Genomic DNA, 26825 nt, shown 5'->3' on the forward strand with positions numbered 1-26825 from the left:
CACATTGACGGTTTCGAGCTTCGACCACCCATTTCTGGCCGGTTTCCTGGGCGACGCGGAAACCGCGGAACTGTTTTCGGCGAAAGCCGATCTCGACGCCATGCTGGCATTCGAGGCCGCACTTGCGAGCGCGCAAGCGGCGGCAGGCGTCATTCCGGCAGATGCGGCGGCTGCGATCGAAAAAGCCGTAGCCGGGTTTCGGGCAGACACCTCGGCGCTGCGCGAGGCTACCGCCCGCGATGGTGTGGTCGTGCCGGAGCTGGTGCGGCAGCTGCGCGCGGCGGCGGGCGAACACGGCAAGCACGTTCATTTCGGCGCAACCAGCCAGGATGTCATCGACACCAGCCTCGCACTGCGCCTGAACAAGGCATTCGCCCTGTTTGCCGAGAGACTGGGAACGATCGATGCGGCACTTGCCGGTCTCGATAAACGCTTCGGGCAACTGGAGGTTATGGCGCATACCCGCATGCAGGCCGCAATTGCGGTGCCGGCATCGCGCAAGATCGCCAGCTGGCGCGAGCCTTTGGCGCGATGCGGTGAGCGCCTGCCGGATATTCGCCGCGACGTTGCGATCCTCCATTTCGGCGGCGCTGCCGGTACGTTGGACCGGCTTGGAGACAAGGCGGACGCGGTTTCTCAGGCACTTGCCACAAAGCTGGGGCTTGGCGCCCCAAAGCGTCCAAGGCACAGCGAGAGGGACGGGATCGCTGCGTATGCGTCCTGGCTGTCACTCGTCACAGGCTCGCTTGGCAAGACGGGGCAGGACATCGCGCTCATGGCGCAAAACGAAGTCGGCGAAATCCGGCTTGCCAGCGGTGGCGGGTCGTCCGCTATGCCGCACAAGGTCAATCCGGTGGGAGCCGAGGCGCTTGTTGCACTGGCCCGCTTCAATGCGACGCTTGTCGCCGGCATGCATCAGGCTCTGGTGCATGAAAACGAGCGTTCGGGCGCTGCCTGGACACTCGAATGGCTCATCCTGCCGCAGATGACCGTTGCGGCAGGCGCGGGACTTCGCATCGCCGCCGGACTGTTGGCGGCGATCTCGTTTTCCGGCAGCAGCGGCTGACCGTCAAAGCATCGAAGTCATAACCGGCAGAACCTCGGTAGAGCCGCGGTAGATCATGTCGATCGCCACGTAGAATATGATGGCAAGGCCGATATAGGCGATCCAGCGATGGCGCTCGAGCAGCCGCGCGATCCAGGCTGCCGCCAACCCCATCAGCGCAATCGACAAGACAAGCCCGATGACCAGGACGGTGGGATGGTCCCTGGCGGCACCGGCGACGGCGAGCACGTTGTCCAGCGACATGGAAACGTCGGCGATGACGATCTGGATGGCCGCCTGACGGAAGGTCTTCTGGGGCGCTCCAGCGGCAATGGTGCCGTCGGCATTGAGGTCGGCATTGGCCAGTGCCTCCTGTGCGGCATGGACCTCGGCATGGCTGGTGCGCAGTTCGCGCCACATCTTCCAGCACACCCAAAGCAGCAGCAGCCCGCCGACGAGCACAAGCCCGATGATCTGGAGCAGGTGCACCGTTACCGACGCAAAACCGATACGCAGTACGGTAGCGGCTATGATGCCGACGAGAATGGCCTTGCTGCGCTGCTGCGGCGGCAGGCCGGCAGCCGCAAGCCCGATGACAACCGCGTTGTCGCCGGCAAGCACCAGGTCGATGGCGATAACCTGCAGGAGCGCGATGAAGCCCTCATGGGTGAAAAGGTCCATGCGTCAGCCTTTCGCCGGCAGGCGCAGGCACTGCTGCGCGGTGAAACGGAACAACTGCGCAAAGGGCGCATCGCCGTCCGCACGGGCGGCAGCGCCATGGATGGAAGGAGGTGTCGACAAGATGATGCTTCAGGTCGCGCCGCGTAAGCGCGTTGTCGATCAAGCCGACATCACAGGCGACGCCTCGCCTGCCAGAGGGGCCCGGCCCGGGTGACAGGGCCTATACATGCCGCGCGAATTACGGCGTTTCAAGGCACCAGCGGAGAAATATCGGCGGTCAGCGACCCTCCCTGATCTGCGTCATGGTGCGCACCGGGGTAATGGCTTCCGGCGACAGCCTTATCTCGATGATTGCCGCTTTGCCGCTGGCGCGCGCGCGCTCATATGCCGGCATGAATTCGGCCGTGGCTTCGACGGTTTCTCCATGGCCGCCATAGGCCCTGGCCAGGGCGGCGAAATCCGGGTTGTTGAGGTCGGTGCCGGATACGCGCCCGGGATAGTCGCGCTCCTGATGCATGCGGATGGTGCCGTAGATGCCGTTGTTGATGACAAGAACGACCAGCGGAACATCATACTGAATCGCGGTCGCGAACTCCTGTCCGTGCATCATGAAGTCGCCGTCGCCGGCAAAGACCAGCACGTCGCGCTCGGGAAACTGCATCTTGGCGGCAACGCCGGCCGGCGGGCCGTAGCCCATCGATCCCGATGTCGGCGCGGCCTGGGTGGCAAATCCCCTGAAGCGGTGGAAGCGATGAACCCAGGTGGCGAAATTGCCGGCGCCGTTGCAGATGATGGTGTCGGGCGCCAACGTGGATTCCAGCCACTCCATGATGGGGCCCATATGGACGTCGTCGGGCCCGGTCTGCGGCGGCGTCGACCATTTCAGGTAGGAGGCGTGCAGCTTTTCGGTGCGGGACGCCCAGCGGGGCGACGCCGGTGCAGGAAGTGCGGCAAAAGCTTCGACAAAGGCAGCGGGGGAAGCATTAATGGCGAGCTCGGGTCTGTAGACGCGGCCGAGCTCTTCCGGGTCTGGATAGACATGCACGAGCTTCTGGTCGGGATAGGGCGACTTGAGCAGGGAATAGTCCGATGACGGGATCTCGCCGAACCTGGCGCCGATCATCAGCACCACGTCCGCTTCCTTGATGGCTGCCGCCAGCTCCGGATTGGGACCGATGCCGATGTCCCCGGCATAACTCGAATGCAGATGATCGCACAGCGACTGGCGACGGAATGTGCAGCCAGCTGGCAGGTTCCAGGCTTGAAGCGCGTCCGCCAGACCGGCAACGGCCTTGTCGGTCCAGCGCGATCCGCCGAGGATGACAAAGGGGCGTTCGGCACTGGAAAGCAGTTTGCCAAGCTGCTCCATCGCGGCAGGGCCCGGGAAAGTCTCGACCGGGGTGTAAGGCAGTGCCGCCGGGGCATCGACCTCGTCCCTGAGCATATCCTCCGGCAGCGACACGACCACCGGACCCGGCCGTCCGGAAGTGGCGACCGCGAAGGCGCGGGTGACGATCTCGGGGATGCGGCTTGCGTCGTCGATCTCGACCGCCCATTTCGCGATCGGCCCGAAAAAGGCGCGGAAATCTACTTCCTGGAAGGCTTCGCGGTCGCGCGCGTGGCGTGCGACCTGGCCGATGAAAAGGATCATCGGGGTGGAATCCTGCATCGCGATGTGGACGCCGGCCGAGGCGTTGGTGGCGCCGGGACCGCGGGTCACAAAACAGATGCCGGGCTTTCCCGTCAGTCTGCCGGCGCAATCCGCCATCATAGCCGCCCCGCCTTCCTGGCGGCACACGACGGTCTGGATCGGCGAATCGTGAAGCGCATCCAGAACGTCCAGATAGCTTTCACCCGGGACGCAGAAAATGCGGTTGATGCCGTTTGCTTCCAATGCTTCGACTATGAGCTTGCCGCCGGACTTCATTTCTTCTTCTTCTCCAATTCGGCAAATATCTCCTGCGTATGTTCGCCCAGCCGAGGGCTGGGGCGTTCATAGTTCAAAGGTGTGCCATGCATGACCATCGGTGCGCGCACCGAGGGCAGTTTGTTGCCGTGCCCGTCATCCAGGTCCATGAGCATGCCGCGGGCAACGACCTGGGGATCGGCAAACATCTGCGCAATGTTGTTAATTGGGCTTGCCGGTACCGACGCGGCATCGAGTTTCGGCAGCAAATCGTCGCGGTTCCAGGTGGCGAGCGCTTCGACGATCTTCTCGCGCAGGGCCACCCGGTGCGTGACACGGGCAGGATTTGTGGCAAACTCTTCCTGTCCGGCCATTTGGTCCAGCCCGACGACCTTGCAGAAGCGCTGAAACTGGCCGTCATTGCCGACCGCCAGAATGATGTGGCCGTCTTTCACCGGCACCACCTCATAGGGGGCGATGTTCATGTGGGCGTTGCCCATATGCCCCGGCGGATTCCCCGATATCAGGTAGTTGAGGTTCTGGTTGCCGAGCACCGACACCTGCGAATCGAGCAGGGCCATGTCGATAAACTGGCCTTCGCCGGTCGCTTCCGCATGGCGCAGCGCAGCCTGGATCGCGATGACAGCGTAGAGACCGGTAAAGATATCCGAGACGGCCACGCCGACCTTCTGAGGTTCACGGCCAGGCTCGCCGGTGATCGACATCAGTCCGCCGATGCCCTGGATAATGAAGTCGTATCCCGCACGCGGCGCATATGGGCCCGAATGCCCGAAACCGGTGATCGAACAATAGACCAGGCGCGGGTTGAGCGGTTTCAGGCTCTCATAGTCGAGCCCGTATTTCTTCAGCCCGCCGAATTTGAAGTTCTCGATCAGCACGTCAGCCGAGGCGACAAGCTGCTTCAGCTTTTCGGTGCCTTCGGGTGTCGAAAAATCGATGGCGACGGAGCGCTTGCCACGATTGGCCGAATGGTAATAGGCGGCCGAAAGGTCTTCGCCGTCCTTGCCCTTCACAAAGGGTGGGCCCCATTTGCGCGTGTCGTCGCCGCCGTCGGGGTTTTCGACCTTGATAACGTCGGCGCCGAGATCGGCGAGCAGCTGGCCGGCCCAGGGGCCGGCGAGGATGCGGGCGAGTTCGACGACGCGGATTCCGTGAAGGGGAGGTTTTGACATAATGCAGTCAGTTGGTTGCGGTATGGGCGGGCCATAGCATGCCGGCGGGTGCATGCACTGGGCCAATTGTGCCTATCCGATAATTTTTTCGACCCAGGAAGCGAAATCTTGCATCACGGCGTCTCGGTTAATGTCGTTCAGGCATTCGTGGCAGGTTTCGGGATAAACCCTTGATACCAGATTCGAAAAGCCCTTTGCGCGAAGACGTTTTTCAAACCGGGTGACCAGCTTGCCGCCTTCCGTGGACGGATCGTGTGCTCCGCCGACCAGATAGAAAGGCTTGTCTTGCGGCAGCCCGTTGAAATGGGTGTCGTCGTTGACATAGGCGATAAAGCCGAAAAGGTCGGTCCACATCGCGACCGAGGCGTCCCAGCCGCACAGCGGGTCGGAGACATATTTGTCGACCTCATCCGCGTCGCGCGAAAGCCAGTCGAATTCGGTGCGCCGGTTTCTGATTTGTTTTGCCCATGCCCGGAAGGTGAGCCGCGGGATGATGCGTGAGGCGGCATCGGAGCCAAGGCGAAACCGTTCCCAGGCAAGCACTGCCTTTGCGCCGGCAACCGCGAGGCCTGGGGTGAACTGCGCATTGAAGAGGGCTGCAGCGGCGGCACGCCCCGGATTGCGCAGCGTGTGGTTCATCGCGATCAGCCCGCCCATGGAATGGCCGAAGGTGACGACCGGCAGGCCGGGATGGCGTTCGGCGATGAGGGCATGAACGGCTTCCACGTCCGCGATCACCTTGTCGCCGGAAGGGTGCGGCCCGAACATGCGCGGCGGTGCATTGGGCGCGGTCGTACCGCCATGGCCGCGATGATCGTGCGCGTAGGTTGCTAAGCCGCGCGCCGCCAGAAAGTCGGCGAAGCGCGCGTAACGTGCGGCGTGTTCGGCCAGACCGTGGTTGATCTGCACCACGCCACGCGCCGCACCATCCGCTTCGCGCGTATAGAGATTTAGCTGCGCGCCGGTCGGGGAGAGCAGCGATTGCTGCGAAGTAAACGGCATCTGGTCCTTCCCGCCGCGGATCAGCCGCCTGTCAGTTGTAAACGCAAGGCTGCGCTGTAGCGCGGCAACGCCAGGCGTTGATGCCGAGCATGGTCGTGTATTTCGAGCAGGCGAAGCTTCTGTTGCTCGCATTTGTCCAGTTGGCGTAGCGGGTGCCGTAAATGCTAGCGACCCTGGTCGACCAGACCGTGGCAGCAGCGACTTCGGCCGTGACGCGGGTAGGGTGGCCTTTTACACGCGGGGCGGTGACGGAGGCTTTGCAGCTTTTTGCAGCCTCTGCTGCACCGGCAAATCCGAACGTGCCCAAAGCGAGGGCTGCTGCAAGGAAAATGTGGCGTATGTTCATGGTTGTCTCCCGGTGTCAGCTGTTCGGCGGTTGCGCCGACGCTAACACCATGCGCTGTTGCAATCCATGACCAAGATGCTGCGGAACCGCAGCGTGACGGCGGTCGCGGCCGATGCTAGCCTTTCGACATGGCGGAGGGTGCTCGATATCACCTCGGGCCGGGGCTTGGGGCTGTGCTGCTTGCGCTCCTGCTTGCAGGATGCGCGACACAGAAGATCTATTTCGTCGAGGATGACGCGCCTGCCTATGCAAGGGATGGACGCACCGGACCGCTGCTTGCGCTGACGCAGGCCTTCGGCGGTGCGTTGTCGCCAGTGGTGCGCAACCTTGCTGCGCCGCATGGCGAACTGATCTATCGTGAGGGTCTGACCGAATTCGTCAAATCCGAACTCAAGCCGCTCGACATTGTGCTGGTGCGCTCGCGCCCGGCGCTGACGCGGGCTCTCATCACCAGCCATTTCACGCACGCGATAGTGTGGCTGGGAACGGAAGATGAGATGCGGCATGCGGGCGCACTGTCGCTGCCGCAGGTGCGGCCTTTCACGAAAGAACTCGCGGCCGGGCGGCCGGTTCTGGAATCGGCCGGCGATGCGGTGCGGCTTTCGCCGTTTTCGGAACTCATCGATGTCGACGAAATCGTGATCCTGCGCCTGCGCAACCGGGGCGCTCAATGGCAAAGGGCAAAATATGCGGCGCTGTTCGAATATCTGGGAACGCCGTTCGACTATAATTTCGACGTGCGCGACGGCGCGCGACTGACCTGTGCCGAACTCATCGCGATTGTGTTTCCCGAGCTTGGCATTCCGGTGCGCTTTGCGCGCGGGCGCTATGCGATCATTCCCGACGACATTGCGCGCATTGCAGTGGACGGTTCGCCGCATATCTCGGTGCGCCGCTACATTCGACCCGACACCCCGCAAAGCTACGCGGTCGGTGTCAGCAGTGATGTGAGGGCCATATTGACCGCGCCGCAGCCGTCGGGGTGAATACGCGACGAGCCAGCGGAGGCACGCCATGGCATTTTCGTTTCCAGCCGAGACGGCAGCTTTTCTGACCGACATTGCCAAAAACAACGAACGCGACTGGTTCGAGGCCAATCGCGACCGCTACGAAGCGGGTTATGTGGAAGCGGGCAGGGCGTTTGTCGACGAGATGGGGCCGCGCCTGCGGGCGATCTCGCCGGGCGTTCGAGCCGAACCGAAGATCAATGGCTCGATCTCGCGCATCAATCGCGACACGCGCTTTTCCAAGGACAAGACGCCCTACAAGGACCATCTCGACCTCTGGTTCTGGCATGGCGACAAGCGTGGGTGGGATCAGCCAGGATTCTACCTGCGGGTGACGGCGGCGACGCTTTTCCTCGGCTCGGGCATGCATGTGCTGAACAAGGAGCTGATCGCGAAATACCGCGATGCCGTCGTGAATGAGCGTTCAGGCAAGGCGCTCGAAGCGGCCGTAGCCAGGGTGGAGAAGGCCAGGCCCTATAATATCGGCGGCGCCAGCCGCAAGACGGTGCCGCGTGGCTACGACGCGGCCCACGACCGCGCCGGCTATCTGCTTCACGAAGGACTCTACGCCGGGCTGGAGCTGCCGTTTTCAGCCGCAACCAAGCGCGACTTTGCCGATGTGGCAGAGGGTCACTTCAAGGCGACGTGGCCGATCGGCAAATGGCTGCTGGACGAAGTGGTGGGCAGGTAGCGTTCGTTACGGCCGTCATCCTCGGGCCTGTCCCGAGGATCTGCTGAGGTGAAACCGGCAAGCCGCCAGCGATTTTGGAGCTGAAAGCCGAGCAGACCCTTGGGACAGGCCCAAGGGTGACGCGTTCCGCGCTGCAATTCAGCGCATTGCTCCGGCGCCTTACATCGCCTACATACGCCGCGACCGAATTCCCATTCATTGCTCGACGAGGATCGCGCGCGCCATGGCACGCCAGTTCATCTATCACATGTCCGGACTTTCCAAGGCCTATGGCCAGAAGAAGGTGCTGGAGAATATCCACCTTTCCTTCTACCCCGACGCCAAGATCGGCATTCTGGGGCCTAACGGCGCCGGCAAGTCGACAGTGCTCAGGATCATGGCCGGTCTCGACAAGGAGTTCACCGGCGAGGCCTGGCTCGCGGAGGGCGCAACCTGCGGATATCTGCCGCAGGAGCCGGAGCTCGATGCGTCCAAGGACGTGATGGGCAATGTGATGGAAGGCGTCGCGGCCAAGAAGGCGATCCTCGACCGCTACAACGAGTTGATGATGGACTACAGCGACGAGACGGCCGACGAGGCCTCCAAGCTGCAGGACCAGATCGACGCGCAGAACCTTTGGGACCTCGACAGCCAGGTCGAGATGGCCATGGAAGCGCTGCGCTGCCCGCCGGGCGATGCCGACGTATCCAAGCTTTCGGGCGGCGAAAAGCGCCGCGTTGCGTTGTGCAAGCTGCTTTTGTCACAGCCCGACCTGCTGCTGCTCGACGAGCCGACCAACCATCTCGACGCCGAGACAACGGCGTGGCTGGAAAAGCACCTGCGCGAATATCCGGGCTCCGTGCTGATCATCACCCACGACCGGTACTTCCTCGACAATGTCACCGGCTGGATCCTCGAGCTCGATCGCGGCCGCGGCATTCCATACGAAGGCAACTACTCTGCCTATCTGGAGCAGAAGTCCAAGCGCATGGCGCAGGAGGAGCGCGAAGAGGGCGCCCGCCAGAAGGCGCTGTCGCGCGAACGTGAGTGGATCGCGGCGAGCCCCAAGGCGCGTCAGGCAAAATCGAAGGCGCGTATCCGGGCCTATGACGAGCTGGTCAAAGCGGCTGCCGACCGGCGGCCCGGCGACGCCCAGATCATCGTTCCGGTCGGCGAGCGCCTCGGCAACCAGGTGATCGAGATCGACGGCCTGACCAAGGCCTATGGCGACAAGGTGCTGATCGACGACCTGACCTTCAAGCTGCCGCCCGGCGGCATTGTCGGTGTGATCGGGCCGAACGGCGCCGGCAAGACGACGCTGTTCCGCATGCTGACCGGCAAGGAAGCGCCGGACGCCGGCGAAATCGTCATCGGCGACACCGTGCATCTCGGTTATGTCGACCAGAGCCGCGATCATCTCGACGGGTCGAAGACCGTGTGGGAGGAAATCTCGGGCGGCAACGACATCATCAAGCTCGGCAAGCACGAGGTGAACAGCCGCGCTTATTGTTCGTCCTTCAACTTCAAGGGCGGCGACCAGCAGCAGAAGGTGGGCAATCTTTCGGGCGGCCAGCGCAACCGCGTGCATCTGGCCAAGATGCTGAAGGAGGGCGGCAACGTCATCCTGCTCGACGAGCCGACCAACGACCTCGACACCGAGACGCTGGCGGCACTTGAGGACGCGCTGGAGAATTTCGCCGGCTGCGCCGTCATCATCAGCCACGACCGCATGTTTCTCGATCGTCTGGCCACTCACATCCTCGCATTCGAGGGCGACAGCCATGTCGAGTGGTTCGAAGGCAATTTCGAGGATTACGAGGCCGACAAGGTACGCCGGCTGGGACCCGACGCGGTCAACCCGAAGCGCGTGACGTATAAGCGGCTGACAAGGTAGGTTAGCGAAGGGCCCAGTAACCTGAGCCCTTTCCCTTAGGGGCGTGGAATAGATCGCGTCCGCCTAGGAAGGCGTCCGAATCTGAGGAGTGGTTTTCGACTTCTCGTCGAACGATCGCTTCAAAGGAGGGCGGTATCCGGTAGCCGCTCTCTTTGCGTACGATCCTGACTGATTCATAGATGGCGTTATAGGAGCCTTTCCCGCCTATACGTCGAAACCCGTCGACAACGTCATCGATCCATTTTCGTCGAGTTCTTGGAGTTTGCTGCCCCTGGCGGTTGCGGCCGCTGTCAGCAAGCAGCAGTCTTCTTAGGATCTCATCCTCAGTCTGCTCTCCGGCACGGTGATTGCGCCAAATTGCTGCGAACACCTCTATGCTGATTGGAATCTGCTTTTGTTGGCTCACCTCTCGCCTCCCGCGATCTGAACGGACCCGATCTTTTCAGATCTTTTTTGAACAATCAATGAATGATTTAACTTAGGCATTGCGGGACTCCTACGAGCCTCGCCCCCGGTAACGCTTTGCATACGGCCGTATGAAAGAATTGCCTGGAATTTCACGGGCGTTTCGCACTAGGTTGTTAACAGCCGAGTGGGACGTGTAGCTCCGTGCGCCGCGATGCGAATGCGGAGAAGGGCAGCAACAGGCGATGAATATGTTGAGGCGGGTTGACGACACGGTGCTGGCAGGCGGCGCCGGGCACGGGGAACACAGGCTTCTGCAGCGCGCCTGCATTTCAGGCATCGGCGTCGAAGTGCCGGAGCATGTCATCACCAATGACGAGCTCGTGGCGAGCTTCAATGCCTGGGTCGCCAAGGAGAATGTGAAGCGCGAGGCCGATGGCCTGGAGCCGCTGCCGGGTTCCAGCGCCGAATTCATCGAATATGCATCAGGCGTGAAAACCCGCCACGTGCTGGTGCCGGACGGCATTCTCGATCCCGACCGTATGACGCCGCGCATTGCCGAGCGGCCCGACGACCAGATCTCGATCATGGCGGAGTTCGGCGTCGCAGCCGCCAGGAAGGCGCTGAAACACGCCGGTGTCGAGGCGTCCGAAGTCGACATGGTGATCTGCTCGGCATCGCATCAGCAGCGGCCTTATCCGGCAATTGCCATCGAAATCCAGAAAGAGCTCGGCACGTCGGGTTCGGCCTTCGACATGAGCCTGGGCTGCTCGTCGGCCGCGGCCGGCCTGCACATGGCGTTCAATCTGGTGCGCACGGGCGCGCAGAAGCGTGTGCTGGTGGTGACGCCGGAGATCATCACCGGGCATCTCAATTTCCGCGACCGGCAGACGCATTTCATCTTCGGCGACGCCTCATCGGCGCTGCTCGTCGAGGCGCTGGAGGGCGAGGAAGAGCGGGCAGGGCGGTTCGAGATTGTCGACACGCGCACCTGGACACAGTTCTCCAACAATATCCGCACCAATTTCGGCTTCCTGAACCGCGCCGCACAGGAGGATACCTCGTCGGTGCCGATGGCCGGCAACATGATCAAGCAGGTCGGCAACCGGGTCTTCAAGGAAGTGACGGTGGCGGGCCACAAGTTCATCGTCGATTTTCTCGACGAACACGGTCACAAGCCGCAGGACATCCGCCGCTTCTGGCTGCACCAGGCCAATGCGCGCATGAATGCAATGATCCTCAAACTCTCTTTCGGCCACGAGGTCGGCCAGGACAGGGCGCCGACGGTGCTGGAGGAACTCGGCAATACGGCGGCCGCCGGTGCTATCGTTGCGATGGAGCGCACACATGCCGATATGAAGCCCGGCGAGCACGGGCTTTTGTGCGCGTTCGGCGCCGGCTATTCGATCGGCGGTGCGCTGCTGCGCATGATGTGAGCCATCAGCCGGCGCGCCGCTACGCATCAATCATATTCGCTGGACCTGACGCCTCTGCGTGGCATCTTGCACGCCGTCAAAGGAGGAAGTTCGATGCTCGATACATTCGCGCGCCGGGACGATGGTCCCGATATCGTTCCGGCCAAGAAGCTGTTGGGTGAGGTCGCGGGTGTCTACGACGCGCCCTTCGGCCATTTCCAGAGCCGCGAGGTCGATGAGCTCACGCTTACCTTCGAAGGCGTGGAGGGCGACTTTCATGCCGGCACCACGCGGCGCTCGGGCGGTCGCGAGCCCTGGTACCCGCGCGGGACGGAAATACGCAACGAACGGCAGATTTCGATCGTCGCGCCCGACGAACTGGCTCAGATCGCGCGGGGTATGGAAATCCGTGAAGTGCGGCCGGAATGGGTCGGCGCCAATCTCCTGATCTCAGGCGTGCCGCAGCTTTCCATGCTGCCGGCCGGCACGCTGCTGTTCTTTTCAGGCGGCGTGACGATCAAGGTCGACGCGCAGAATGGCCCGTGCCGTGTCGCCGGACGCGCGGTAGCTGAAAACGCACATATGCGCGACCATGAGGCGGGCTCGCTGCTTTTCCCAAAGGCTGCAAAAAGGCTGCGCGGGCTGGTCGGCTGGGTGGAAAAGCCCGGCACGGTCAAGCGCGGGGAGAAGGTCTCGGTGCGGATACCGGAGCAGTGGATCTACAGTTAGGGGAGTAGGGGAATAGGGGAATAGGGCAGTAAGTCAGTAAGGCATTGAGTTGGCTGAAGGTTGCGATGTTCAACATTCATCAAATACCGCCCTACTGCCTTAGTCTTCATCTTCCTCCACCAACCGTGTCGCCCTCCAAGCCGTCAGGACCTGGTTGATCTCGTCGATTACGAAGTGTCGCGCGGCATCGCGGTCGTAACCCTCGTCGAGCAGTTGGTCGTATTGCGTGTGAACATGGCGCACATGCGCCACCGTTGCGATCCACACAGCGATCGACGGCGGCAGTTCGCGCATCTTGCGTGCAAGTGCCGCCTCACGGATCGCTTCGATGTCGGCATAAGGCGCGATTGGCAGGAGTGCGGTCAGCGCCTTCGCAATTGCGCGCTGCCGGCCGGTGCGTGCGGTCATGATTTCGCGGCATCCGGAAAAGCGTCGATCGAGGCGAAATAGGGCTTCACATCGATGATCGGCGTGCCGTCGAGAAGGTCGATTGCGTCGATCTCGAGAATGCCGGTCTCGATATCCAGCGAGACGAGCTTTGCGACATGCATGCCGATCGGGTTGGGCCGCACCGGAGAGCGCAGCGAAAAGGTGCCGCGCGGCGTATCCGCATGGCGCGGGTTCTGCAGGATCAGGTCACGGCGCGAGCGGTCGAACCAGCTCAGAAGCACGACGTGGGTGTAGCGCTCCAGACCCGAGAGCCCTCGCCGGTAGGGCGCATCGATGGTGAGGCTGGCAGTTTTGCCCGTCTCGCGCGCGTCGGCCATGTTCTTCGGGCACTCGTCCCGGCTTTTCCATGGCGATGAAACACGCCCGATGAAGACAATATGGCCGTCGCCCTGCAGCTCGGCAGGGTCAAAATCAAGGGCTGTCTCGCCTTCGCGCCGTTGGCTCATTGCGCTATTCCCCGTCGCATTCCGGACAGGTCTTGCCGCTCGCTTGAAAATGATATAAAGATATCTTTATATCTGATGGGAGAAGCCATGCTTAGCCGGACCTCCGTCGCGCTCGATGCGATGGTTGATACCTTGAAGGCGGCAGCCGAATCCAGCCGCCTGCGCATCCTGACGCTTCTGTCGCGCGGCGACCTCACGGTTTCCGACGTGACGGAGGTGCTCAACCAGTCGCAGCCGCGCGTTTCGCGCCATCTCAAGCTGCTGCTCGATGCGCAGCTGATAGACCGGTACCAGGAAGGCTCCTGGGCTTATTTCCGGCTGTCGGACAGCGAGGCAGCGCGCGAGTTCATCGGCGGTGTGGTTGCGCGGATCGACCTCGCCGATCCCGTGGTAAGCCGCGACCTTGAGCGTCTTTCGGCGGTCAAGAAGCGGCGGGAAAAGCGCGCGTCGGAATATTTCAGTGCCAATGCGGCAAGCTGGGACCGTATCCGTTCGCTGCACGTGCCCGACCAGGCCGTCGAGACGGCGATGCTGAAACTGGTCGGCGAAGCGCCTTTCCAGTCGATGGTCGATCTCGGCACGGGCACCGGCCGGCTTCTGGAACTGTTTGCGCCGCTCTACCGGCGCGGTATGGGCATCGACCTGTCGCGCGAGATGCTGTCGGTCGCACGCGCCAATCTCGACAGTGCCGGCATCACCAACGCGCAGGTGCGGCAGGGCGACCTCTACGCACCGCCGGTGGAGCGCGATTCCGCCGATCTGGTGACCATGCATCAGGTGCTGCATTATCTGGACGATCCCGCGCTTGCGGTGGCCGAGGCTGCAAGATTGCTGAGGCCCGCCGGACGGCTGCTGATCGTCGATTTCGCTCCGCACGGGCTCGAATTTCTGCGCGACGAACATGCGCATGTGAAGCTTGGCTTTTCCGACCGCCAGATCGAGGAATGGCTTTCCGAGGCCGGCCTGGAGCTTCTCGAAAAGCGCGATTTCGACCGCCGCGCCGCCGCAGCCCCCGGGCTCACGGTAAAACTCTGGTTCGCGCGCGACCGCAGGCTGCTGATCGCCGACACCGACACACCCCAATCACCGCCTACGGAGACGGCCTGACATGTCCCAGTTTCGATTTTCCCGCCGCCCCGATCTTGGCGACGGGGTGCGTGTGTCATTCGAGTTCTTTCCGCCGAAGAGCGAGGCAATGGAAACGCGCCTTTGGGAGACGGTAAAGCGGCTTGAGCCGCTGGCGCCGCATTTCGTTTCGGTAACCTATGGCGCCGGCGGCTCGACGCGGGAACGCACGGCCCGCACGGTCAACCGCATTCTTACGCAAAGCCGCCTCGTGCCCGCAGCGCACATGACCTGCGTCGACGCAAGCCGGGGCCAGGTGGACGAGGTGATCGCCGAGTTTGTCGCGATGGGCATTCGCAACTTCGTCGCGCTGCGCGGCGATCCGGCGGAGGGGGTGGGCGCGCGCTATCGCCCGCATCCCGACGGCTATTCCAACGGCGCCGAGCTGGTTGGCGCGATTCGCAAGCAGGGCGATTTCGACGTCTCGGTCGCCGCTTACCCGGAAAAGCACCCGCAAAGCCCCGATTTCGCGACCGACTTCGACATGCTGAAGCGCAAGGTCGACAATGGCGCGACGCGCGCGATCACCCAGTTCTTCTTCGATAACGATCTTTACGAGCGCTATGTCGAGCGTGCGCGCCGCGCCGGCATCTACATCCCGATCGTGCCGGGTATCCAGCCGGTGCACAATTTCAAACAGGTGGCCAGTTTCGCCACGCGTTGCGGCGCGCATGTGCCGGCATGGCTGGCGGAGCGGTTCGACGGGCTTCAGGACGACCCGCAGACGCATGCTCTGGTCGCGGCTGCGGTTGCGTCCGAGCAGGTGCTGGACCTGATCGAGCGCGGCGTTTCAGACTTTCACTTCTATACGATGAACCGTGCCGATCTGGCCTTCGCCATCTGCCATATGATCGGGATCAGGCCGCAGCCGGCCAATGGCGGGTCGGACGCCGCGGCCGCCTGAATGAGAAAGGCCGGCTTCAAGCCGGCCTTTCCTGATTTCAGTCCCTGATTGGTGGGCCTCAGGGAAGCAGCCCCACGACGGCTGCGCCTATGAAAGCGAATACGGCACAGAACACCAGTGCGTTGATAGGTCTGGAAAGTCCCATGTCATAGCCTCCTCTATCGACTATGCGTGCGAGTCTAAGTCAGAAGCGGCGGCAAACAAGCGGATATTATGCTGCAATGCAGCGCGGCCAGGGAAATTCCGTCTAAGACTTTCGTCTAGGCGCGCCAATTCATTGTGAAATTCCCGGATTGGCAGCTGTTGACAATTTTCTTTAGTCCGAGCTCCGAAAAAACGGTTCCCCAACGTCAGCCTGCCTGCGGTTTCGCATTTCGGCGGCTGGTGAAGAGACGGCCGTCCACAACGACGAGTCCGAAGCCGATCAGCGCCATGCCGGCAATTTCGAACAGCTCCAGCCGTTCGCCCAGAAAGGCGGTGCCGAGCAGGATCGCGCTTACCGGGACAATCAGCGTAACCAGCGATGCATTGGTGGCGCCGGCCGACGAAAGTATTGAAAAATATAGGATATATGCGAATGCCGTGGCGAGAAGCGCGAGGCCGGCGACCGACCACCATGCGCCCGCCGAGACACCGATGAAGCCAGATACGCCGTCCAGCGCCAGCACGACGGGTATCATGATAATGGTCGAGGCGGTGAGCTGGCCGGTGGCCAGAAGTTCGGGCGCTACGCCTTTGAACCGGCGCGCGAATATGAACGCAAATCCGTAAGACAGTGCGGTGCCGACGAGCGCCAGCTTGGCCCATACGGGGCCGCCAAGCCCGGCGACGATGCCCGGACCGACCATCACCGCAGTACCGGTGATGCCGAGCACGACGCCGATCACCTTGAGGCGCGTGAGCTTCTCGTCTGCCAGGAAGGCATTGGCGAGAAGCATGGTCCAGAACGGTGTGGTGGCATTGAGAACCGAAGCCAGTCCGGCGCCGATCGCCGTCTGACCGGCAAACATCAGCGAAAACGGAATCACGTTGTTGAGCATTGCCATTCCGACGAAGCTCAGCGCCAGCGGCAATGCGGCGCGGAAGGACGGCCCGCGCAGCGCCAGGTAGAGATGAAGGGCTGCAGCCGCGAGCGAGACACGCAACAGAACCAGCGTCAGCGGCGGGATTTCCTGAACCGCGATGCGGGCGAAAAAGAACGAGCCGCCCCAGATGGCCCCGAGCAGCAGGATCAGGAACCAGTCGCGGGCGGAAATGGACGGTTGAGGTGTCACGTTGATAGCCAGTGGTCGATACGGGAAGAGGGATCGTAGCGCGTGCCTTTGCCCGTACCACCCGAAAACGGAACAGGGCCAGCCAGCGGTGCATGGCTGGCAGAGGCGTCTTTTTCGCAGCGCGGGCTGCTGATAGGCTCGACGCACCATCAGAGGATTCCCGTGCAGACGTTCAAAAACGCCCGCGAGACCGCCCTGGCTCTCAGGCCCGACGACCCGGTCTACTGTTTTCGCCCGCAGGTGCTGAAGGCCGATGCCAGGCGCTTCATGGAGCTGTTTCCCGGCAAGACCGCCTATGCGGTGAAGACCAATGGCGAGGAACTGGTGCTGAAGACGCTTGCGGAAGCCGGGGTCGATACGTTCGATGTGGCCTCGCCGGCAGAGTTCGCCGCCGTGCGCTCGGTCGCGCCCACGGCGGAGATGCTCTACATGCACCCGGTGAAGGCACAGTCCGACATAAGGCTGGCGCTGGAGCATTACGGCATCCGTGTCATCGCAATCGACCATGAAGACGAAGTCACCAAGCTGACGCGGGTCGTGCGGGCGCTCGACATCGATCCGGGCTCGATGACGGTGTTCGTGCGCATACAAACCAAGGGCAGTGCCGCATACGAGTTGTCAAAGAAGTTCGGCGCCGGGCCGGCCGCCGCGGTGGAGCTCATCGACCGGCTGGCGCGCACCGGATACAAGGTCGGCATCTGCTTCCATGTCGGCAGCCAGATCAACGACCCGGAAACTTACGAGCGGGCGCTGGCCTCGGCCGACTGGGTGCGCAACCGCTGCAATGCGCCGATTGCCGGGCTCGATGTCGGTGGCGGTTTCCCGGCCGAATACGGCCATGACCCGAACCGCAAGGCGCCGGACCTGCCTTCGCAGGACGAACTGATGGCGCGGCTGAGAGCCGACATTACCGAATGGGGTTTCGACGAGGTACCGCTGGTGGCTGAGCCGGGGCGGGTGATTGTGGCGCGGGCCTTCTCGCTCATTGTGCGCGTGCTTTTGCGCAAGGGCAGGCGGCTCTACATCAATGACGGTATCTGGGCCTCGCTGTCGGACAGCTGGACCGGCAAGATCACCTTGCCGGCGCGTTTCATCCCCGACCCCGCGATCCGCTCGCGCAACGGCAAGGCGGAAAACATCGTGCCGTTCAAGGTGTGCGGGGCGACCTGCGACAGCGTCGATATTCTGTCGCGGCCGTTCTGGCTGCCTGAAACGATCGACACCGGCGACTGGATCGAGATCGGCCATATCGGCGCGTATTCACTGTCACTCAGGACGCGCTTCAACGGGTTTTATCCCGACACTTTCGTGGAAGTGACGACTTCCTTCGAGGAGGGCGACGCACCGCAGGGCTTCGCCAGCCTGGAAACGATGGCGGATTAGCGCGTGTTGTCATTCATTTCAGGCCGGTCCTAATCTCAACGCAGCTGCCGGAGGTTCGAACGATGAAGGTCAAGCGGATCGTTACCAATCTGGCGGCTGACAAAGTGGAAGCCGCCCGCGCATTCTACGAAGACGTACTCGGGCTTGATGTCCTCATGGACATGGGCTGGATCGTCACCTTCGGCGCCGAAGAGCGCATGAAGGTTCAGATCAGCGTCATGAGCGAAGGCGGGTCCGGCACGCCGGTGCCGGACATGTCAATCGAGGTCGACGATGTCGAAGAGGCCCTGCGGCGCTGCAGGTCAGCCGGATTTGCAGTCGAGTACGGCCCTGCCGACGAACCATGGGGCGTGCGCCGCTTCTACGTACGCGACCCGTTTGGCCGGCTGGTGAACATAGTGATGCATCGTTAAGTTATTATGATGACTAGTTTCTGACTGATCTTCAAAGCTGGATGTTTTGGGAGATTCTTAAATTCAAGATTGCTTCTTGCGGTAATTGGGGATTGCATTTTCTGCATGTCTCGACCAACTTGCATATATTAGCTTCATCTGTTGGGAGGAAACTATGCCGAGTAGCCTCGAAACCGCTAAATCGCTTTCAAGCAAGCTGCAGAATTTCTATTCAGACCTCAACCAGGCAGAGCAGAAAGCGCTTTCAGATTTGCTGGAATCTGTTGCAGCGCAGACAGACATTCAAGCAATCGCTTCGGGGCCGGAGGCGGCAGGGCCTTCCAAGTCCGATCTTGCGGAGCTCGACATCTTGCTCGCGGAGGCCAAAAACGAGGTCGGCGGCGAAATTGTGATCGGTCCAACGATCACACTTACCACCACGATCACGATAACCGCGAGCCATCCCATCATCACCTGCAAGTAGTAGAACGGTAGTTGGCTGCTGAATCGTCGGCGGGCGCCTTTCGGCTTAACAGTCGACGGGCCCGCTCGATCGTCGGCACGTTCTGTCCTGCTTCGCGAGTGACCGGCGTTCGGCCTCACCTGCAAAGCGGCCGCAACCGGATGTTCGTGTGCGAGACCGCAGACGGACGGAGCTATCTCGTCAAGCAATCGAACGGCAAGTCGAATGGGGGCGAAGCCTTCGCATATGAAGCAATCGCTGGAATGCCAGGGCTGATTGAGGGTGTCCGCTCGATTGCGGCCCATGACGTCTCGGTTATTCCGTTCCTGCCCGACGCTGCAACGCTGAGGGATACGGTGTTGAACGGGCTGCAGGATTTCTTCGCACCGATCCACAGCATGGCGGCTTCGCTCGCCGTGCTCGATGTGCGGCGGGATCTCGTGGACCGAGTGCCGAAACGCGCGGTTCCGTTTTGTTTTCCGGAACCTGATTGTTCCCAGGTTCTGGATTGCAATGCACCCCTTGAGGAGCTTTTCAGAACGATCCAGGAAGGCGGCATCGTCTCGCAAGAGGCGGTTGACCTCGTCGATGATTTGCCGCTTGCGCCGACCCACGGCGATATCAAGCTCGACAACGTTCTGCTTCGGGGCGGCGACGTCTTCCTCATCGACTGGGAACTCTTTTCCAGCGGGCCGGCGGGATGGAGCATCGCCAGCTGCGTCGGGATGGTGTTTTTTGCCGCGACGATCGCCTCGAAAGAGGAAACGCCCTCGTTCTCCCAGATGTTCGCGGCGGCACAGCAACTCTTTCACGAATATGCCAAACTGCTGGATCGACACGGACTTCCAGCGCCAAGTACACACTCGTTCGCGACGATGGTCCAGCTTTACATGCTCGAACAGGTTGCCTCCGGGCTGATGTTCAAGCGGCAGCTCGACCCGCTGGACCGGGCCGTGATCGAAGTCGTGAAGCATATCGGGCAGAGCAAGTTGCACATGGGTTAGTCGATGGGCGGTATGCCGGATCACTCACTGGAGCAGCTGCAGGATGCAATCATGCAGGCGAGCTCTTCGGCGCTTCGCTCCAGCTTCAAATCAGAAAGCGAGATGCTTCGGCATGTCTATTTTTCCGTCTACTCGGCGCGCCGCAATCTGAGGAACATCCCCGTCTCGTTCCTCGACGGCGATTTCGTGAACTGGGTGGCGAGCGGGGTATCGGTCTATCGTGCGACATCGCTCAAATCCGCTGCCTGTGTGGCCGGCGGCAATTTCGCAGGCGGGCAAAGGAGTTTCACCTGCCGAAGCCGGGCGAATGAAACATGCGGACCCGACAATGCGCAGACGTTGGCGTTTTCGCTCACGCAATCGCCCGGTTTCATGTCCGCAGCCAAAGGCGGGCTTGCCAGCGTGCCAGTTGCGGAACGGGTCAAGGTCTATTTCGCGATTTCGCCATCGGCGGCCCCGACTGTGCTGACCGGTCTGGTGGATGTCATCGACAGCATCGCGGAGGACTACGCAGTCAAGGTTCTGGCCCATCCGCGCATGTATTTTCGATCGGATGCCGCAGTTTTGTATGCGCGGCTTTCGGAGCTCGATGAGATCATTGACGCGTTGTCGGACGACTTTCTCGCCAAGCTGCGGCTACGCGAGGTCGAACCACTGGCGTCGAAGCGTATCCGACCCGGAATTGCGTGGGCACAGGACCACCTCGACCCCGAGTCCGGCCGTGAAATGAGCTTTGGGCAATGGGTAAGCGGGGTGGTTGCCGCGAGTTCCGGCGAAGACGCGGATAACTCGAATGCAACGGCGCTAGAAGACATGATCCTGTCCGCCGGACGGGATCCTTTGCACCCGTACCGGCTTTTACAGGCATGTGGCTGAGCCTGCCGGCTTCAGCTCAGGTTCGGCTCCAAAGCTTCGAAAACAGGGCATGCGTCGGCCAGCCGTCCGCTGGCAGCGGGCCACGGCTCTACAAACGAAGCCGGCCTCTTTGCCGCGCATCGGCGCGCCATAGTTTCCGTCGTGCGTCGGCCGTTTCCAGATGCAGGTACTTGCCGCCTGAAAATTTGGGCCAGTCGAGCGCAAGCCCGGAACTGACCAAAATTGCCGACAGGTCGCGACCGTCCGGCAAGTAGCATTCGGCGACGACACGATCATAAGACAAGTCCGGCCGAACGTGTGCCGTAATAATCTGGCCTCTGCAAAGCTGGACCAGCGCCCACTTCGACTTCTTGCCCCAAGGGTGCTCGAGTTCCGGAGCGTCGATCCCGGCAAGTCGAATCCGAATTTTGTCGATTATGATTGTGTCGCCGTCAATGACCCAACAGCGCCCGCGAATGATCGTTTCAGGTCTAGCGGGCTGGACCTCTCGACTTACGACTACCAGTGACTTGCGGCGTTCTCGCCGCAAGCCTCCAAACAATAGCCGAACAATTATCCGAAACAAATTGTCGCAATCTCCGCTAGATCAATTTTATCATAGCGTCGGATCGCTGTAAGCGTAGAAAGAATTCGCGTAAAAGCGGATTCGGTTATTACTTTCTAAAGCTTCGAAAGCAGAGCAGGCGTCGGCCAGCCGTCGGCGGGGAAACCGAGGCGCAGCTGCTCGTCGCGCACGGCGGCGCGGGTCTTTTCGCCCAGAATGCCGTCCGCGCCGCCGACATCGTAGCCACGGGCTTCAAGCGTCGATTGCAGCCGCTTCATCGACGCGGTGTCGAGGCCGCGTTCGGGATTGCGCGGGTCGAATTTCGGTGCGCCGGTGAAACGGGTCGCAAGGTTGGCAGCCGTCAGCGTGTAGATGAAGGACTGGTTCCACTCGAGATAGAGGTTGTAGTTCGGGTAGACCAGAAATGCGGGGCCCTTGTGGCCCATCGGCAGCGCCAGCCCGGCCTCAAGATTGGTGTTGGTGAGCGGGCTGCCGTCGCGTCTGGTCACGCCCCAGGCGGCCCATTGCGAGACCGGCAGGCGGGTGACAATGCCCGTCTGTTCCCATGGCAGAGAGGCGGGCACGCGCACCTCCTCCATCCACGGAACACCCGGAAGCCAGCCGCGCGATTTGATCTTGCTGGCGGTGGTCAGAATGACATCCGGCACCGAGTTCTTCATGTCGACCCTGCCGTCGCCGTCGCCGTCCACTCCCTTGGTCAGAATGTCGGAGGGCAGCATCTGGGTCTGGCCGATCTCGCCGGCCCAGGCGCCGGTGACGTTGGCGGGGTAGGCACCGGAATCGATCAGCTTGAGCAGCGGCAAGATCTGCGGCCGGAAGATTTCGGGGCGGCGGCAATCATGCGCCAGGGTAACGATGGCGTTCAGCGTGTTGAAGTCGCCCTGGACGGCGCCGAAATCGGTTTCGAGCGCCCAGAAGGCGGTGATGACGGCGGCCGGCACGCCGTAATCGGCCTCCGCCCTGGCGAATACGGAGGCGTATTTCCTGATATTCGCGGCACCGTTCTTCAGCCGGTAGGAACTGATCATGCGGCCCGCAAATTCGGTGAAGGTCTGGTTGAAGACACCCTGCGCACGGTCACGCGACAGCACCTTCTGGTCGATGCGCGCGCCGCCGAGCGCAGTCATGCCGCGCTGGCCAATTCCCGCCTGCTGGGCTTCCTGCGTGACCTGATTTTTCCAGGCGCCGAAATCGCCACCGCATTGCTGAGCGAAGGCCGGGGCCGAGAGGCCTAGCGTGGCGGAAAGAACCAGGGCGGGAATTTTCATGTTCAACCTCTCGGGTGCGGGTACCAATTCAAATCAACGCTGACCCTAGCATGACCATGTGATGGGTCCAGTCGCGGTCAGCGGGTGTTGTTGCGCAACCATTCGCGCCATTCGCCGGCGGAGCCGTGGAAGACATTGATGTCGACGTCGCCTTCCACACCGGGCAGCACGCCTGTGCCGGTATATTGCCAGAACAGGAAGGAGCGGCCGCCGTAACGCTCGATCGGGTGGGCGGCGACCGAGCGCAGCCACCACGGGTACCCGTGGAAGCTCGCCAGCCCGTTGTCCTCGTAGAAATCGATCGAGGTGTAGATGATCGGCTTCTTGCCGTAGTGACGCTCGACGATGTTGAGGAAGGTGCGCATCTCGGCCCGCACCGTGGCGGGCGGCGGTCGCAGCCTGCAGGTCGGCGAGGCCGGGTTCCATTCCATGTCGAGCACCGGCGGCAGCGCAGCTGCCTCGCGCGGCACGTTGCGGATGAACCAGGCGGCCTGTTCCTGCGCCGTGCGGCAGAAATAATAGAAATGATAGGCGCCGCGCGGGATGCCCGCCGCCTTTGCTCCACGCCAGTTTTGCGCAAAACGCTCGTCAACGAGATCGCCGCCTTCGGTGGCCTTGATGAAGGCGAAGGAAATGCCGTTGCGGCGCAGGGCGCGCCAGTCGACCTCGTTCTGGTATTTGGCGACGTCGGTGCCGTGTATGGCATAAGTCCAGGGCGTGCGGCCGGCCCATTCATGCGGGTCGTTGTCGGCATAACGCGGGCCGCCGACCGGCGCCGAGGTGCGGCCGGATGCCTGAGGCGCGAGATCGGAAATGTCGTAACCGGACGAGGTGCAGGCGGCGGCGATTGCCGCAACGATTGCGGTAGCGGCAATTCTGCCTCTCCACATATGCACCTCCGCCCATTGGCCGCCGAATCGGCTAGCGGCCACAGTGGTCCGAAATAGGGCGGGTTGGCGAGGAAGTCACGAGCGGCGGCTTTGGATGCCCGAATGCGATTGCTTTTTGGCTTTCGCCGCCCAATGGTATCCGACGCATTGCGGGGCATGATTCCGGCCAGCGCAGGGAGAATGACATGGGCATCGCCGCCAAGATCCTGAAATGGATGATTATCCTGGTTGTTGCCGCTGTTGTCGGCGTCGCTGCATGGATGTTCATCGCGCCGCCGGCGCTGATCCTTGTGGGCACGGGCTATGCGTCGAAGATCGTCTGCTCCAACGTTTTCGTTGCGGGCCGCGACGCCGACGATGTGCTGGTGAATGACGTGCAGGCGCCGGGACATCCGGTCCTGCGGCTGATCGATATCGACGTGGATCGCGAGGCGGAAACGGTCTCGGCGGCTTTGTTCGGGATTTTCGGCTCCGCGACCTCGGTGCATCGCGCGGGGCTTGGCTGCGCTGCCGCGCCCGATGGCGACATTGCCGCCGCGAAAGCCGCTTCGCTTGAAATCGACCGGCCCGCGCCGCTCGCTGCGCTTTGGCCGCTCGGCAATCGTGTCGAGCCGTCGCAGAACCCGGCGGTCGACGCCATTCTGGACGATCCGCAGATGACCGGCCCCGGCATGCGCGCGGTGGTGGTGGTGCACAATGGGCGTATTGTCGGCGAACGTTATGGCGAGGGGGTCACCGCCGAAACCCCGCTGGTCGGCTGGTCGATGACCAAGACCGTGAATGCCGCGATCGTCGGCACGGTGATCAATGCAGGCGATCTCGATCTGGCCGAGCGTAGCCTGCTCGAAATCTGGAGCAGCGACGACAGGGACGAGATCGCGCTTGCCGATCTCATGGCGATGTCGAGCGGACTCGAATTCAACGAGGATTATGGCGACGTCGCCGACGTAACACGCATGCTCTATCTCGAGCCGGACATGGCGGCTTTCGCGTCCGACAAGCCGATGGTGGCGGCGGTGGGCGAGCATTTCAACTATTCGAGCGGCACAGCCGTGATGCTTTCGCGCATCTGGCAAAACACGTTCGAGGACCCGCAGGCCGCACTTCGCTGGCCGCACGAGGCGCTGTTCGGGCGGCTCGGCATGACAAGTGCCGTACTGGAGACGGATGCGCGCGGCACCTATGTCGGATCGTCCTATCTATATGCCAACGCACATGACTGGGCGCGTTTCGGCCAGTTCCTTCTGCAGAACGGCGTGTGGAACGGCCAACTGGTATTGCCGCCCGGCTTTGTGGAATGGATGCATGAAGAGGCGCCGGCATCCGAGGGCGGTTACGGGCGCGGGCAGGTGTGGTTGCATGGGCCGCGCGGGACAACGCCGGAGGATCAGCATTCCGATACCGGGTTCACGCTGCCGGACGACGCCTACTGGATGCTCGGCCATGACGGACAGACCACGACGATTATCCCGTCCAGGGGGCTGGTGGTCGTGCGCCTGGGGCTGACACCGGCCAATCGCGGCTACAAACCGCAGGCCATGGTGCAGGCGCTGGTGGAGGCGCTCGACTAGGGTGTGTGCGCCGCGCGCGTGAGCACGGCATACCAGGTATAGCCACGATAGAGCGGCCTACAGTGCGCCCGTCCGGCGATGCGGACGGCTTCGTCGTTCATGGTGCTGAAAAGTTCCGCGCGTGGCTCGACATGGAACTTTGCCAGCCAGCTTTGCAGCACTGCGCGGAACCAGCCGGGCAGGCGCTCCTGCTGGCCGAAATCGACGACATGCAGCGATCCGCCTTCGGCAATACAATCTGCCGCGCGGGCCAGCGCGAGCCGCCAATCCGGGATCATGGAAAGCGCATAGGAGATGTAGACGCGGTCGAATTTTTCGACGCCGAACAGCGCGTGGGCGTCGAACGCGGTTGCATCGGCCGCGGCCAGCTTGACCGGCGAAGAAGGCCCATGGCGCTCCAGAGATGCACGCGCGGTGGCTAGCATTTCCTCGGAAATATCAAGGCCGTAATAGCGACCGTTGGGAAACTGATTCATCGCCCTGAGCATATTGCGCCCGGTGCCGCAGCCGATTTCCAGTACGCTGCCACCGGCCGGAACATCGAGCTCCGCAATCAGCCGGTCGCGGCCAAGCAGGTAATATTTGCGCGTCAAATCGTAGATGTGACGCTGATTGCGGTAGACGCCGTCCATCAGCGCGGCGTGACCGGATGGTGCGTCTGTCAGGCTCATGCGTCGCGCAGCACGTAGAGGTGGAAGCCGCCATAGATCGCCGAGCGGTCGCTGGCGGTGTGGAGGGCGGACTCGTCCGCCTCGTAGCGCCATTTGTCGAGGATCGTCGCTGGCACGCGGCCGGGCAGCAGAGACGGCTCGTCGGCGGTGCGGAAGATGACGCGCGCGCCGGGCGCTGCGGTGCGGGTGATCTCGCGCCAAAGCTCCTCCAACTGCCGGTCGGTCATCCAGTCCTGGGCGTCGAGCAGTACAAAACGGTCGACGGTGCCTGCCTGGCGGACACGCAGCAGTTCGGCAAAGTTGGCATGGTGGATTTTGACACGGCTCACCCCGGCGCGGATCGTTTCGAAGTTCCGCGGTTCCAAATAGGCCGGGCGGTCGCCTTCGCCGGGTCTGGCGTAGCGGCGCGCGAAGGCCTGCCAGGCGAAATAGTTTTTGCGCAGCGGGAAATCGCAGGCGAGTTTTTCCAGACGGCGCGAGATCACCTCGGCCATCGAATGGCCTTCGGTGCCGATCAGCGCATCATATTGCTGCGGCGGGATGCCCAGCCCGTAGAGCGAGGCGCGGCGACTGGTTGCCCAGCGGATGAAGGGGCGCTGAAAAAGCGGGCGCAGCCGGTCTTCGAAGAAGTGGCGCTGGTCGCGCAGGGTCTTGGCTTCCATGATCTCGGCCGGGTTGACGCCATGCAGGCGGGCGATCCAGTGGCCACTGCGGATGCAGGCGCCGAGCAAGCCGGTCTGGTAGAAATTGCCTTTGAACGCCGAAACGCGTCTACGACCGGTCCAGCGGCGGCTTTCCCAATAAGATCGCGTTGCGACATCGAGATGCGGCGCCACGTGGCGATCATAAAGCCGTGCCGAACGGCGGTCGCCGGCGCCGCCGAACAGCGCCTCGAATTCGTCGAAGCCCGGCATGTGCTGAAGCGCCGCCAGCTTGAGCCTGTTGAGGGCGATATGATGCGGGTTGAGGTCGACGGCATCGATCTTCGCCGGCGAGCGGGTGAGATAGGCGAGGATGTTGCAGCCGCCGGATGCGATGGTGACCACGCGGTGGCTGGCATCAAGCCGCATCGCTGCCATGTCGACATCGGGGTCTTCCCAGATCTGCGGATAAACGAGGCCGGAGAAAAGGAAAGCGAACAGCCGCTCCGAGAAACCCGATTTGGACAGTGCGTTGTGCTGGTAAAGCGCTTCGCCCAGGCGCCTGTTTTTGCGCAGGCCGATATCAACGGAAAGGTCGGTCATGATTCG

Annotated in this window: 27 protein-coding genes; 14 read left to right on the forward strand and 13 right to left on the reverse strand. The window is 62.3% G+C overall.

Annotated features, from left to right (window positions below; genetic code table 11):
* Positions 1-4: 4 nt before the first annotated feature.
* Positions 5-1066, forward strand: a complete 1062-nt coding sequence (locus EP165_RS11830) for a 3-carboxy-cis,cis-muconate cycloisomerase (RefSeq protein ID WP_127522788.1) — start codon at positions 5-7, stop codon at positions 1064-1066.
* Positions 1067-1069: 3 nt separating this feature from the next.
* Here the strand turns inward: EP165_RS11830 and EP165_RS11835 are convergent, their stop codons facing one another.
* The 5 genes from EP165_RS11835 to EP165_RS11855 form a co-directional block, all read right to left on the reverse strand.
* Positions 1070-1726 (reverse strand): TerC family protein, encoded by a 657-nt coding sequence (locus tag EP165_RS11835; protein WP_127522790.1) that lies wholly within the window; start codon positions 1724-1726, stop codon positions 1070-1072.
* Positions 1727-2003: 277 nt separating this feature from the next.
* A complete protein-coding gene (locus tag EP165_RS11840; protein WP_127522792.1) occupies positions 2004-3653 on the reverse strand; it encodes a thiamine pyrophosphate-binding protein in 1650 nt (549 codons plus the stop codon).
* Positions 3650-4825, reverse strand: a complete 1176-nt coding sequence (locus EP165_RS11845) for a CaiB/BaiF CoA transferase family protein (RefSeq protein ID WP_127522794.1) — start codon at positions 4823-4825, stop codon at positions 3650-3652. Before EP165_RS11845 ends, EP165_RS11840 begins: the two co-directional genes overlap by 4 nt.
* Before the next feature lie 72 nt (positions 4826-4897).
* Positions 4898-5827: an alpha/beta fold hydrolase gene (locus EP165_RS11850; RefSeq protein WP_127522796.1), complete on the reverse strand. Its 930-nt coding sequence runs from the start codon at positions 5825-5827 to the stop codon at positions 4898-4900.
* A gap of 31 nt (positions 5828-5858) precedes the next feature.
* Positions 5859-6173, reverse strand: coding sequence for a hypothetical protein (locus tag EP165_RS11855; protein WP_127522798.1), 315 nt, complete (start codon positions 6171-6173; stop codon positions 5859-5861).
* Positions 6174-6301: 128 nt separating this feature from the next.
* Between EP165_RS11855 and EP165_RS11860 the strand changes: the two genes are divergently transcribed.
* The 5 genes from EP165_RS11860 to EP165_RS11880 all read left to right on the forward strand — a co-directional run bounded on the left by EP165_RS11860 (position 6302) and on the right by EP165_RS11880 (position 12293).
* On the forward strand, positions 6302-7159 hold the full coding sequence (locus tag EP165_RS11860) for a YiiX/YebB-like N1pC/P60 family cysteine hydrolase (RefSeq protein WP_127522800.1): 858 nt from the start codon (positions 6302-6304) through the stop codon (positions 7157-7159).
* A 28-nt stretch (positions 7160-7187) separates the two neighbouring features.
* The gene (locus EP165_RS11865; protein ID WP_127522802.1) at positions 7188-7871 is read left to right on the forward strand and encodes a DUF2461 domain-containing protein; all 684 of its coding nucleotides are present in this window, start codon (positions 7188-7190) and stop codon (positions 7869-7871) included.
* A 223-nt stretch (positions 7872-8094) separates the two neighbouring features.
* Positions 8095-9744 carry an energy-dependent translational throttle protein EttA gene (ettA, locus tag EP165_RS11870; RefSeq protein WP_127522804.1) on the forward strand — a complete coding sequence of 550 codons (1650 nt, stop codon included), beginning with the start codon at positions 8095-8097 and terminating at the stop codon, positions 9742-9744.
* A gap of 719 nt (positions 9745-10463) precedes the next feature.
* On the forward strand, positions 10464-11585 hold the full coding sequence (locus EP165_RS11875; RefSeq protein ID WP_127523510.1) for a beta-ketoacyl-ACP synthase III: 1122 nt from the start codon (positions 10464-10466) through the stop codon (positions 11583-11585).
* Positions 11586-11678: 93 nt separating this feature from the next.
* On the forward strand, positions 11679-12293 hold the full coding sequence (locus tag EP165_RS11880; RefSeq protein ID WP_127522806.1) for an MOSC domain-containing protein: 615 nt from the start codon (positions 11679-11681) through the stop codon (positions 12291-12293).
* A gap of 99 nt (positions 12294-12392) precedes the next feature.
* Here EP165_RS11880 and EP165_RS11885 read toward each other — a convergent pair whose 3' ends face one another.
* A complete protein-coding gene (locus tag EP165_RS11885; RefSeq protein WP_127522808.1) occupies positions 12393-12701 on the reverse strand; it encodes a DUF2293 domain-containing protein in 309 nt (102 codons plus the stop codon).
* Entirely contained in the window at positions 12698-13189 is a 492-nt protein-coding gene (gene tsaA, locus EP165_RS11890; protein ID WP_127522810.1) for a tRNA (N6-threonylcarbamoyladenosine(37)-N6)-methyltransferase TrmO, read from the reverse strand. The genes EP165_RS11885 and tsaA overlap by 4 nt, the downstream gene beginning before the upstream one ends.
* An 87-nt stretch (positions 13190-13276) precedes the next feature.
* Here tsaA and EP165_RS11895 point away from each other — a divergent pair, with 87 nt between their 5' ends.
* The gene (locus tag EP165_RS11895; RefSeq protein ID WP_127522812.1) at positions 13277-14296 is read left to right on the forward strand and encodes an ArsR/SmtB family transcription factor; all 1020 of its coding nucleotides are present in this window, start codon (positions 13277-13279) and stop codon (positions 14294-14296) included.
* Position 14297: 1 nt separating this feature from the next.
* Positions 14298-15218 (forward strand): methylenetetrahydrofolate reductase [NAD(P)H], encoded by a 921-nt coding sequence (metF, locus tag EP165_RS11900; RefSeq protein ID WP_127522814.1) that lies wholly within the window; start codon positions 14298-14300, stop codon positions 15216-15218.
* A gap of 350 nt (positions 15219-15568) precedes the next feature.
* On the opposite strand, the gene EP165_RS11905 is transcribed toward metF, so the two are convergent.
* Positions 15569-16492 carry a DMT family transporter gene (locus EP165_RS11905; protein ID WP_245440119.1) on the reverse strand — a complete coding sequence of 308 codons (924 nt, stop codon included), beginning with the start codon at positions 16490-16492 and terminating at the stop codon, positions 15569-15571.
* A gap of 162 nt (positions 16493-16654) precedes the next feature.
* Between EP165_RS11905 and EP165_RS11910 the strand changes: the two genes are divergently transcribed.
* From EP165_RS11910 to EP165_RS11930, 5 genes are all read left to right on the forward strand, one after another.
* On the forward strand, positions 16655-17875 hold the full coding sequence (locus tag EP165_RS11910; protein WP_127522818.1) for an alanine racemase: 1221 nt from the start codon (positions 16655-16657) through the stop codon (positions 17873-17875).
* A gap of 62 nt (positions 17876-17937) precedes the next feature.
* Entirely contained in the window at positions 17938-18288 is a 351-nt protein-coding gene (locus tag EP165_RS11915) for a VOC family protein (RefSeq protein ID WP_127522820.1), read from the forward strand.
* Positions 18289-18442: 154 nt separating this feature from the next.
* Positions 18443-18751 (forward strand): hypothetical protein, encoded by a 309-nt coding sequence (locus EP165_RS11920; protein WP_127522823.1) that lies wholly within the window; start codon positions 18443-18445, stop codon positions 18749-18751.
* 146 nt (positions 18752-18897) lie between these two features.
* On the forward strand, positions 18898-19734 hold the full coding sequence (locus EP165_RS11925; RefSeq protein WP_164743021.1) for a phosphotransferase: 837 nt from the start codon (positions 18898-18900) through the stop codon (positions 19732-19734).
* 3 nt (positions 19735-19737) lie between these two features.
* On the forward strand, positions 19738-20610 hold the full coding sequence (locus EP165_RS11930; protein ID WP_127522827.1) for a T3SS effector HopA1 family protein: 873 nt from the start codon (positions 19738-19740) through the stop codon (positions 20608-20610).
* 88 nt (positions 20611-20698) lie between these two features.
* Here EP165_RS11930 and EP165_RS20840 read toward each other — a convergent pair whose 3' ends face one another.
* The 3 genes from EP165_RS20840 to EP165_RS11945 all read right to left on the reverse strand — a co-directional run bounded on the left by EP165_RS20840 (position 20699) and on the right by EP165_RS11945 (position 23333).
* On the reverse strand, positions 20699-21175 hold the full coding sequence (locus EP165_RS20840; protein ID WP_501981677.1) for a thermonuclease family protein: 477 nt from the start codon (positions 21173-21175) through the stop codon (positions 20699-20701).
* A gap of 95 nt (positions 21176-21270) precedes the next feature.
* Positions 21271-22443 (reverse strand): lytic murein transglycosylase, encoded by a 1173-nt coding sequence (locus EP165_RS11940; RefSeq protein ID WP_127522829.1) that lies wholly within the window; start codon positions 22441-22443, stop codon positions 21271-21273.
* Between the two features lie 77 nt (positions 22444-22520).
* Entirely contained in the window at positions 22521-23333 is an 813-nt protein-coding gene (locus tag EP165_RS11945) for a glycoside hydrolase family 25 protein (RefSeq protein ID WP_127522831.1), read from the reverse strand.
* A gap of 185 nt (positions 23334-23518) precedes the next feature.
* On the opposite strand from EP165_RS11945, the gene EP165_RS11950 reads away from it, so the two are divergent.
* Complete coding sequence (locus EP165_RS11950) at positions 23519-24904, forward strand: serine hydrolase domain-containing protein (protein ID WP_127522833.1); 1386 nt, start codon at positions 23519-23521, stop codon at positions 24902-24904.
* On the opposite strand, the gene EP165_RS11955 is transcribed toward EP165_RS11950, so the two are convergent.
* Both EP165_RS11955 and EP165_RS11960 read right to left on the reverse strand, forming a co-directional pair.
* Positions 24901-25575, reverse strand: a complete 675-nt coding sequence (locus EP165_RS11955; RefSeq protein WP_127522835.1) for a class I SAM-dependent methyltransferase — start codon at positions 25573-25575, stop codon at positions 24901-24903. The two genes, EP165_RS11950 and EP165_RS11955, sit on opposite strands and share 4 nt — an antisense overlap.
* Positions 25572-26819: a BtaA family protein gene (locus EP165_RS11960; protein ID WP_127522837.1), complete on the reverse strand. Its 1248-nt coding sequence runs from the start codon at positions 26817-26819 to the stop codon at positions 25572-25574. The genes EP165_RS11955 and EP165_RS11960 overlap by 4 nt, the downstream gene beginning before the upstream one ends.
* Positions 26820-26825: the final 6 nt, after the last annotated feature.

The organism is Mesorhizobium sp. Z1-4 (assembly GCF_004000235.1).
GTDB lineage: Bacteria > Pseudomonadota > Alphaproteobacteria > Rhizobiales > Rhizobiaceae > RCIO01.

Coding starts and splice junctions, on each gene's coding strand:
- EP165_RS11835 (WP_127522790.1), bottom strand. CDS start 1,726: ATGGACCTTTTCACCCATGAGGGCTTCATCGCGCTCCTGCAGGTTATC.
- EP165_RS11955 (WP_127522835.1), bottom strand. CDS start 25,575: ATGAGCCTGACAGACGCACCATCCGGTCACGCCGCGCTGATGGACGGC.
- EP165_RS11895 (WP_127522812.1), top strand. CDS start 13,277: ATGCTTAGCCGGACCTCCGTCGCGCTCGATGCGATGGTTGATACCTTG.
- EP165_RS11840 (WP_127522792.1), bottom strand. CDS start 3,653: ATGAAGTCCGGCGGCAAGCTCATAGTCGAAGCATTGGAAGCAAACGGC.
- EP165_RS11915 (WP_127522820.1), top strand. CDS start 17,938: ATGAAGGTCAAGCGGATCGTTACCAATCTGGCGGCTGACAAAGTGGAA.
- metF (WP_127522814.1), top strand. CDS start 14,298: ATGTCCCAGTTTCGATTTTCCCGCCGCCCCGATCTTGGCGACGGGGTG.
- EP165_RS11860 (WP_127522800.1), top strand. CDS start 6,302: ATGGCGGAGGGTGCTCGATATCACCTCGGGCCGGGGCTTGGGGCTGTG.
- EP165_RS11950 (WP_127522833.1), top strand. CDS start 23,519: ATGGGCATCGCCGCCAAGATCCTGAAATGGATGATTATCCTGGTTGTT.
- EP165_RS11945 (WP_127522831.1), bottom strand. CDS start 23,333: ATGTGGAGAGGCAGAATTGCCGCTACCGCAATCGTTGCGGCAATCGCC.
- EP165_RS11940 (WP_127522829.1), bottom strand. CDS start 22,443: ATGAAAATTCCCGCCCTGGTTCTTTCCGCCACGCTAGGCCTCTCGGCC.
- EP165_RS11850 (WP_127522796.1), bottom strand. CDS start 5,827: ATGCCGTTTACTTCGCAGCAATCGCTGCTCTCCCCGACCGGCGCGCAG.
- EP165_RS11865 (WP_127522802.1), top strand. CDS start 7,188: ATGGCATTTTCGTTTCCAGCCGAGACGGCAGCTTTTCTGACCGACATT.
- EP165_RS11930 (WP_127522827.1), top strand. CDS start 19,738: ATGGGCGGTATGCCGGATCACTCACTGGAGCAGCTGCAGGATGCAATC.
- EP165_RS11855 (WP_127522798.1), bottom strand. CDS start 6,173: ATGAACATACGCCACATTTTCCTTGCAGCAGCCCTCGCTTTGGGCACG.
- ettA (WP_127522804.1), top strand. CDS start 8,095: ATGGCACGCCAGTTCATCTATCACATGTCCGGACTTTCCAAGGCCTAT.
- EP165_RS11845 (WP_127522794.1), bottom strand. CDS start 4,825: ATGTCAAAACCTCCCCTTCACGGAATCCGCGTCGTCGAACTCGCCCGC.
- EP165_RS11880 (WP_127522806.1), top strand. CDS start 11,679: ATGCTCGATACATTCGCGCGCCGGGACGATGGTCCCGATATCGTTCCG.
- tsaA (WP_127522810.1), bottom strand. CDS start 13,189: ATGAGCCAACGGCGCGAAGGCGAGACAGCCCTTGATTTTGACCCTGCC.
- EP165_RS11920 (WP_127522823.1), top strand. CDS start 18,443: ATGCCGAGTAGCCTCGAAACCGCTAAATCGCTTTCAAGCAAGCTGCAG.
- EP165_RS11960 (WP_127522837.1), bottom strand. CDS start 26,819: ATGACCGACCTTTCCGTTGATATCGGCCTGCGCAAAAACAGGCGCCTG.
- EP165_RS11885 (WP_127522808.1), bottom strand. CDS start 12,701: ATGACCGCACGCACCGGCCGGCAGCGCGCAATTGCGAAGGCGCTGACC.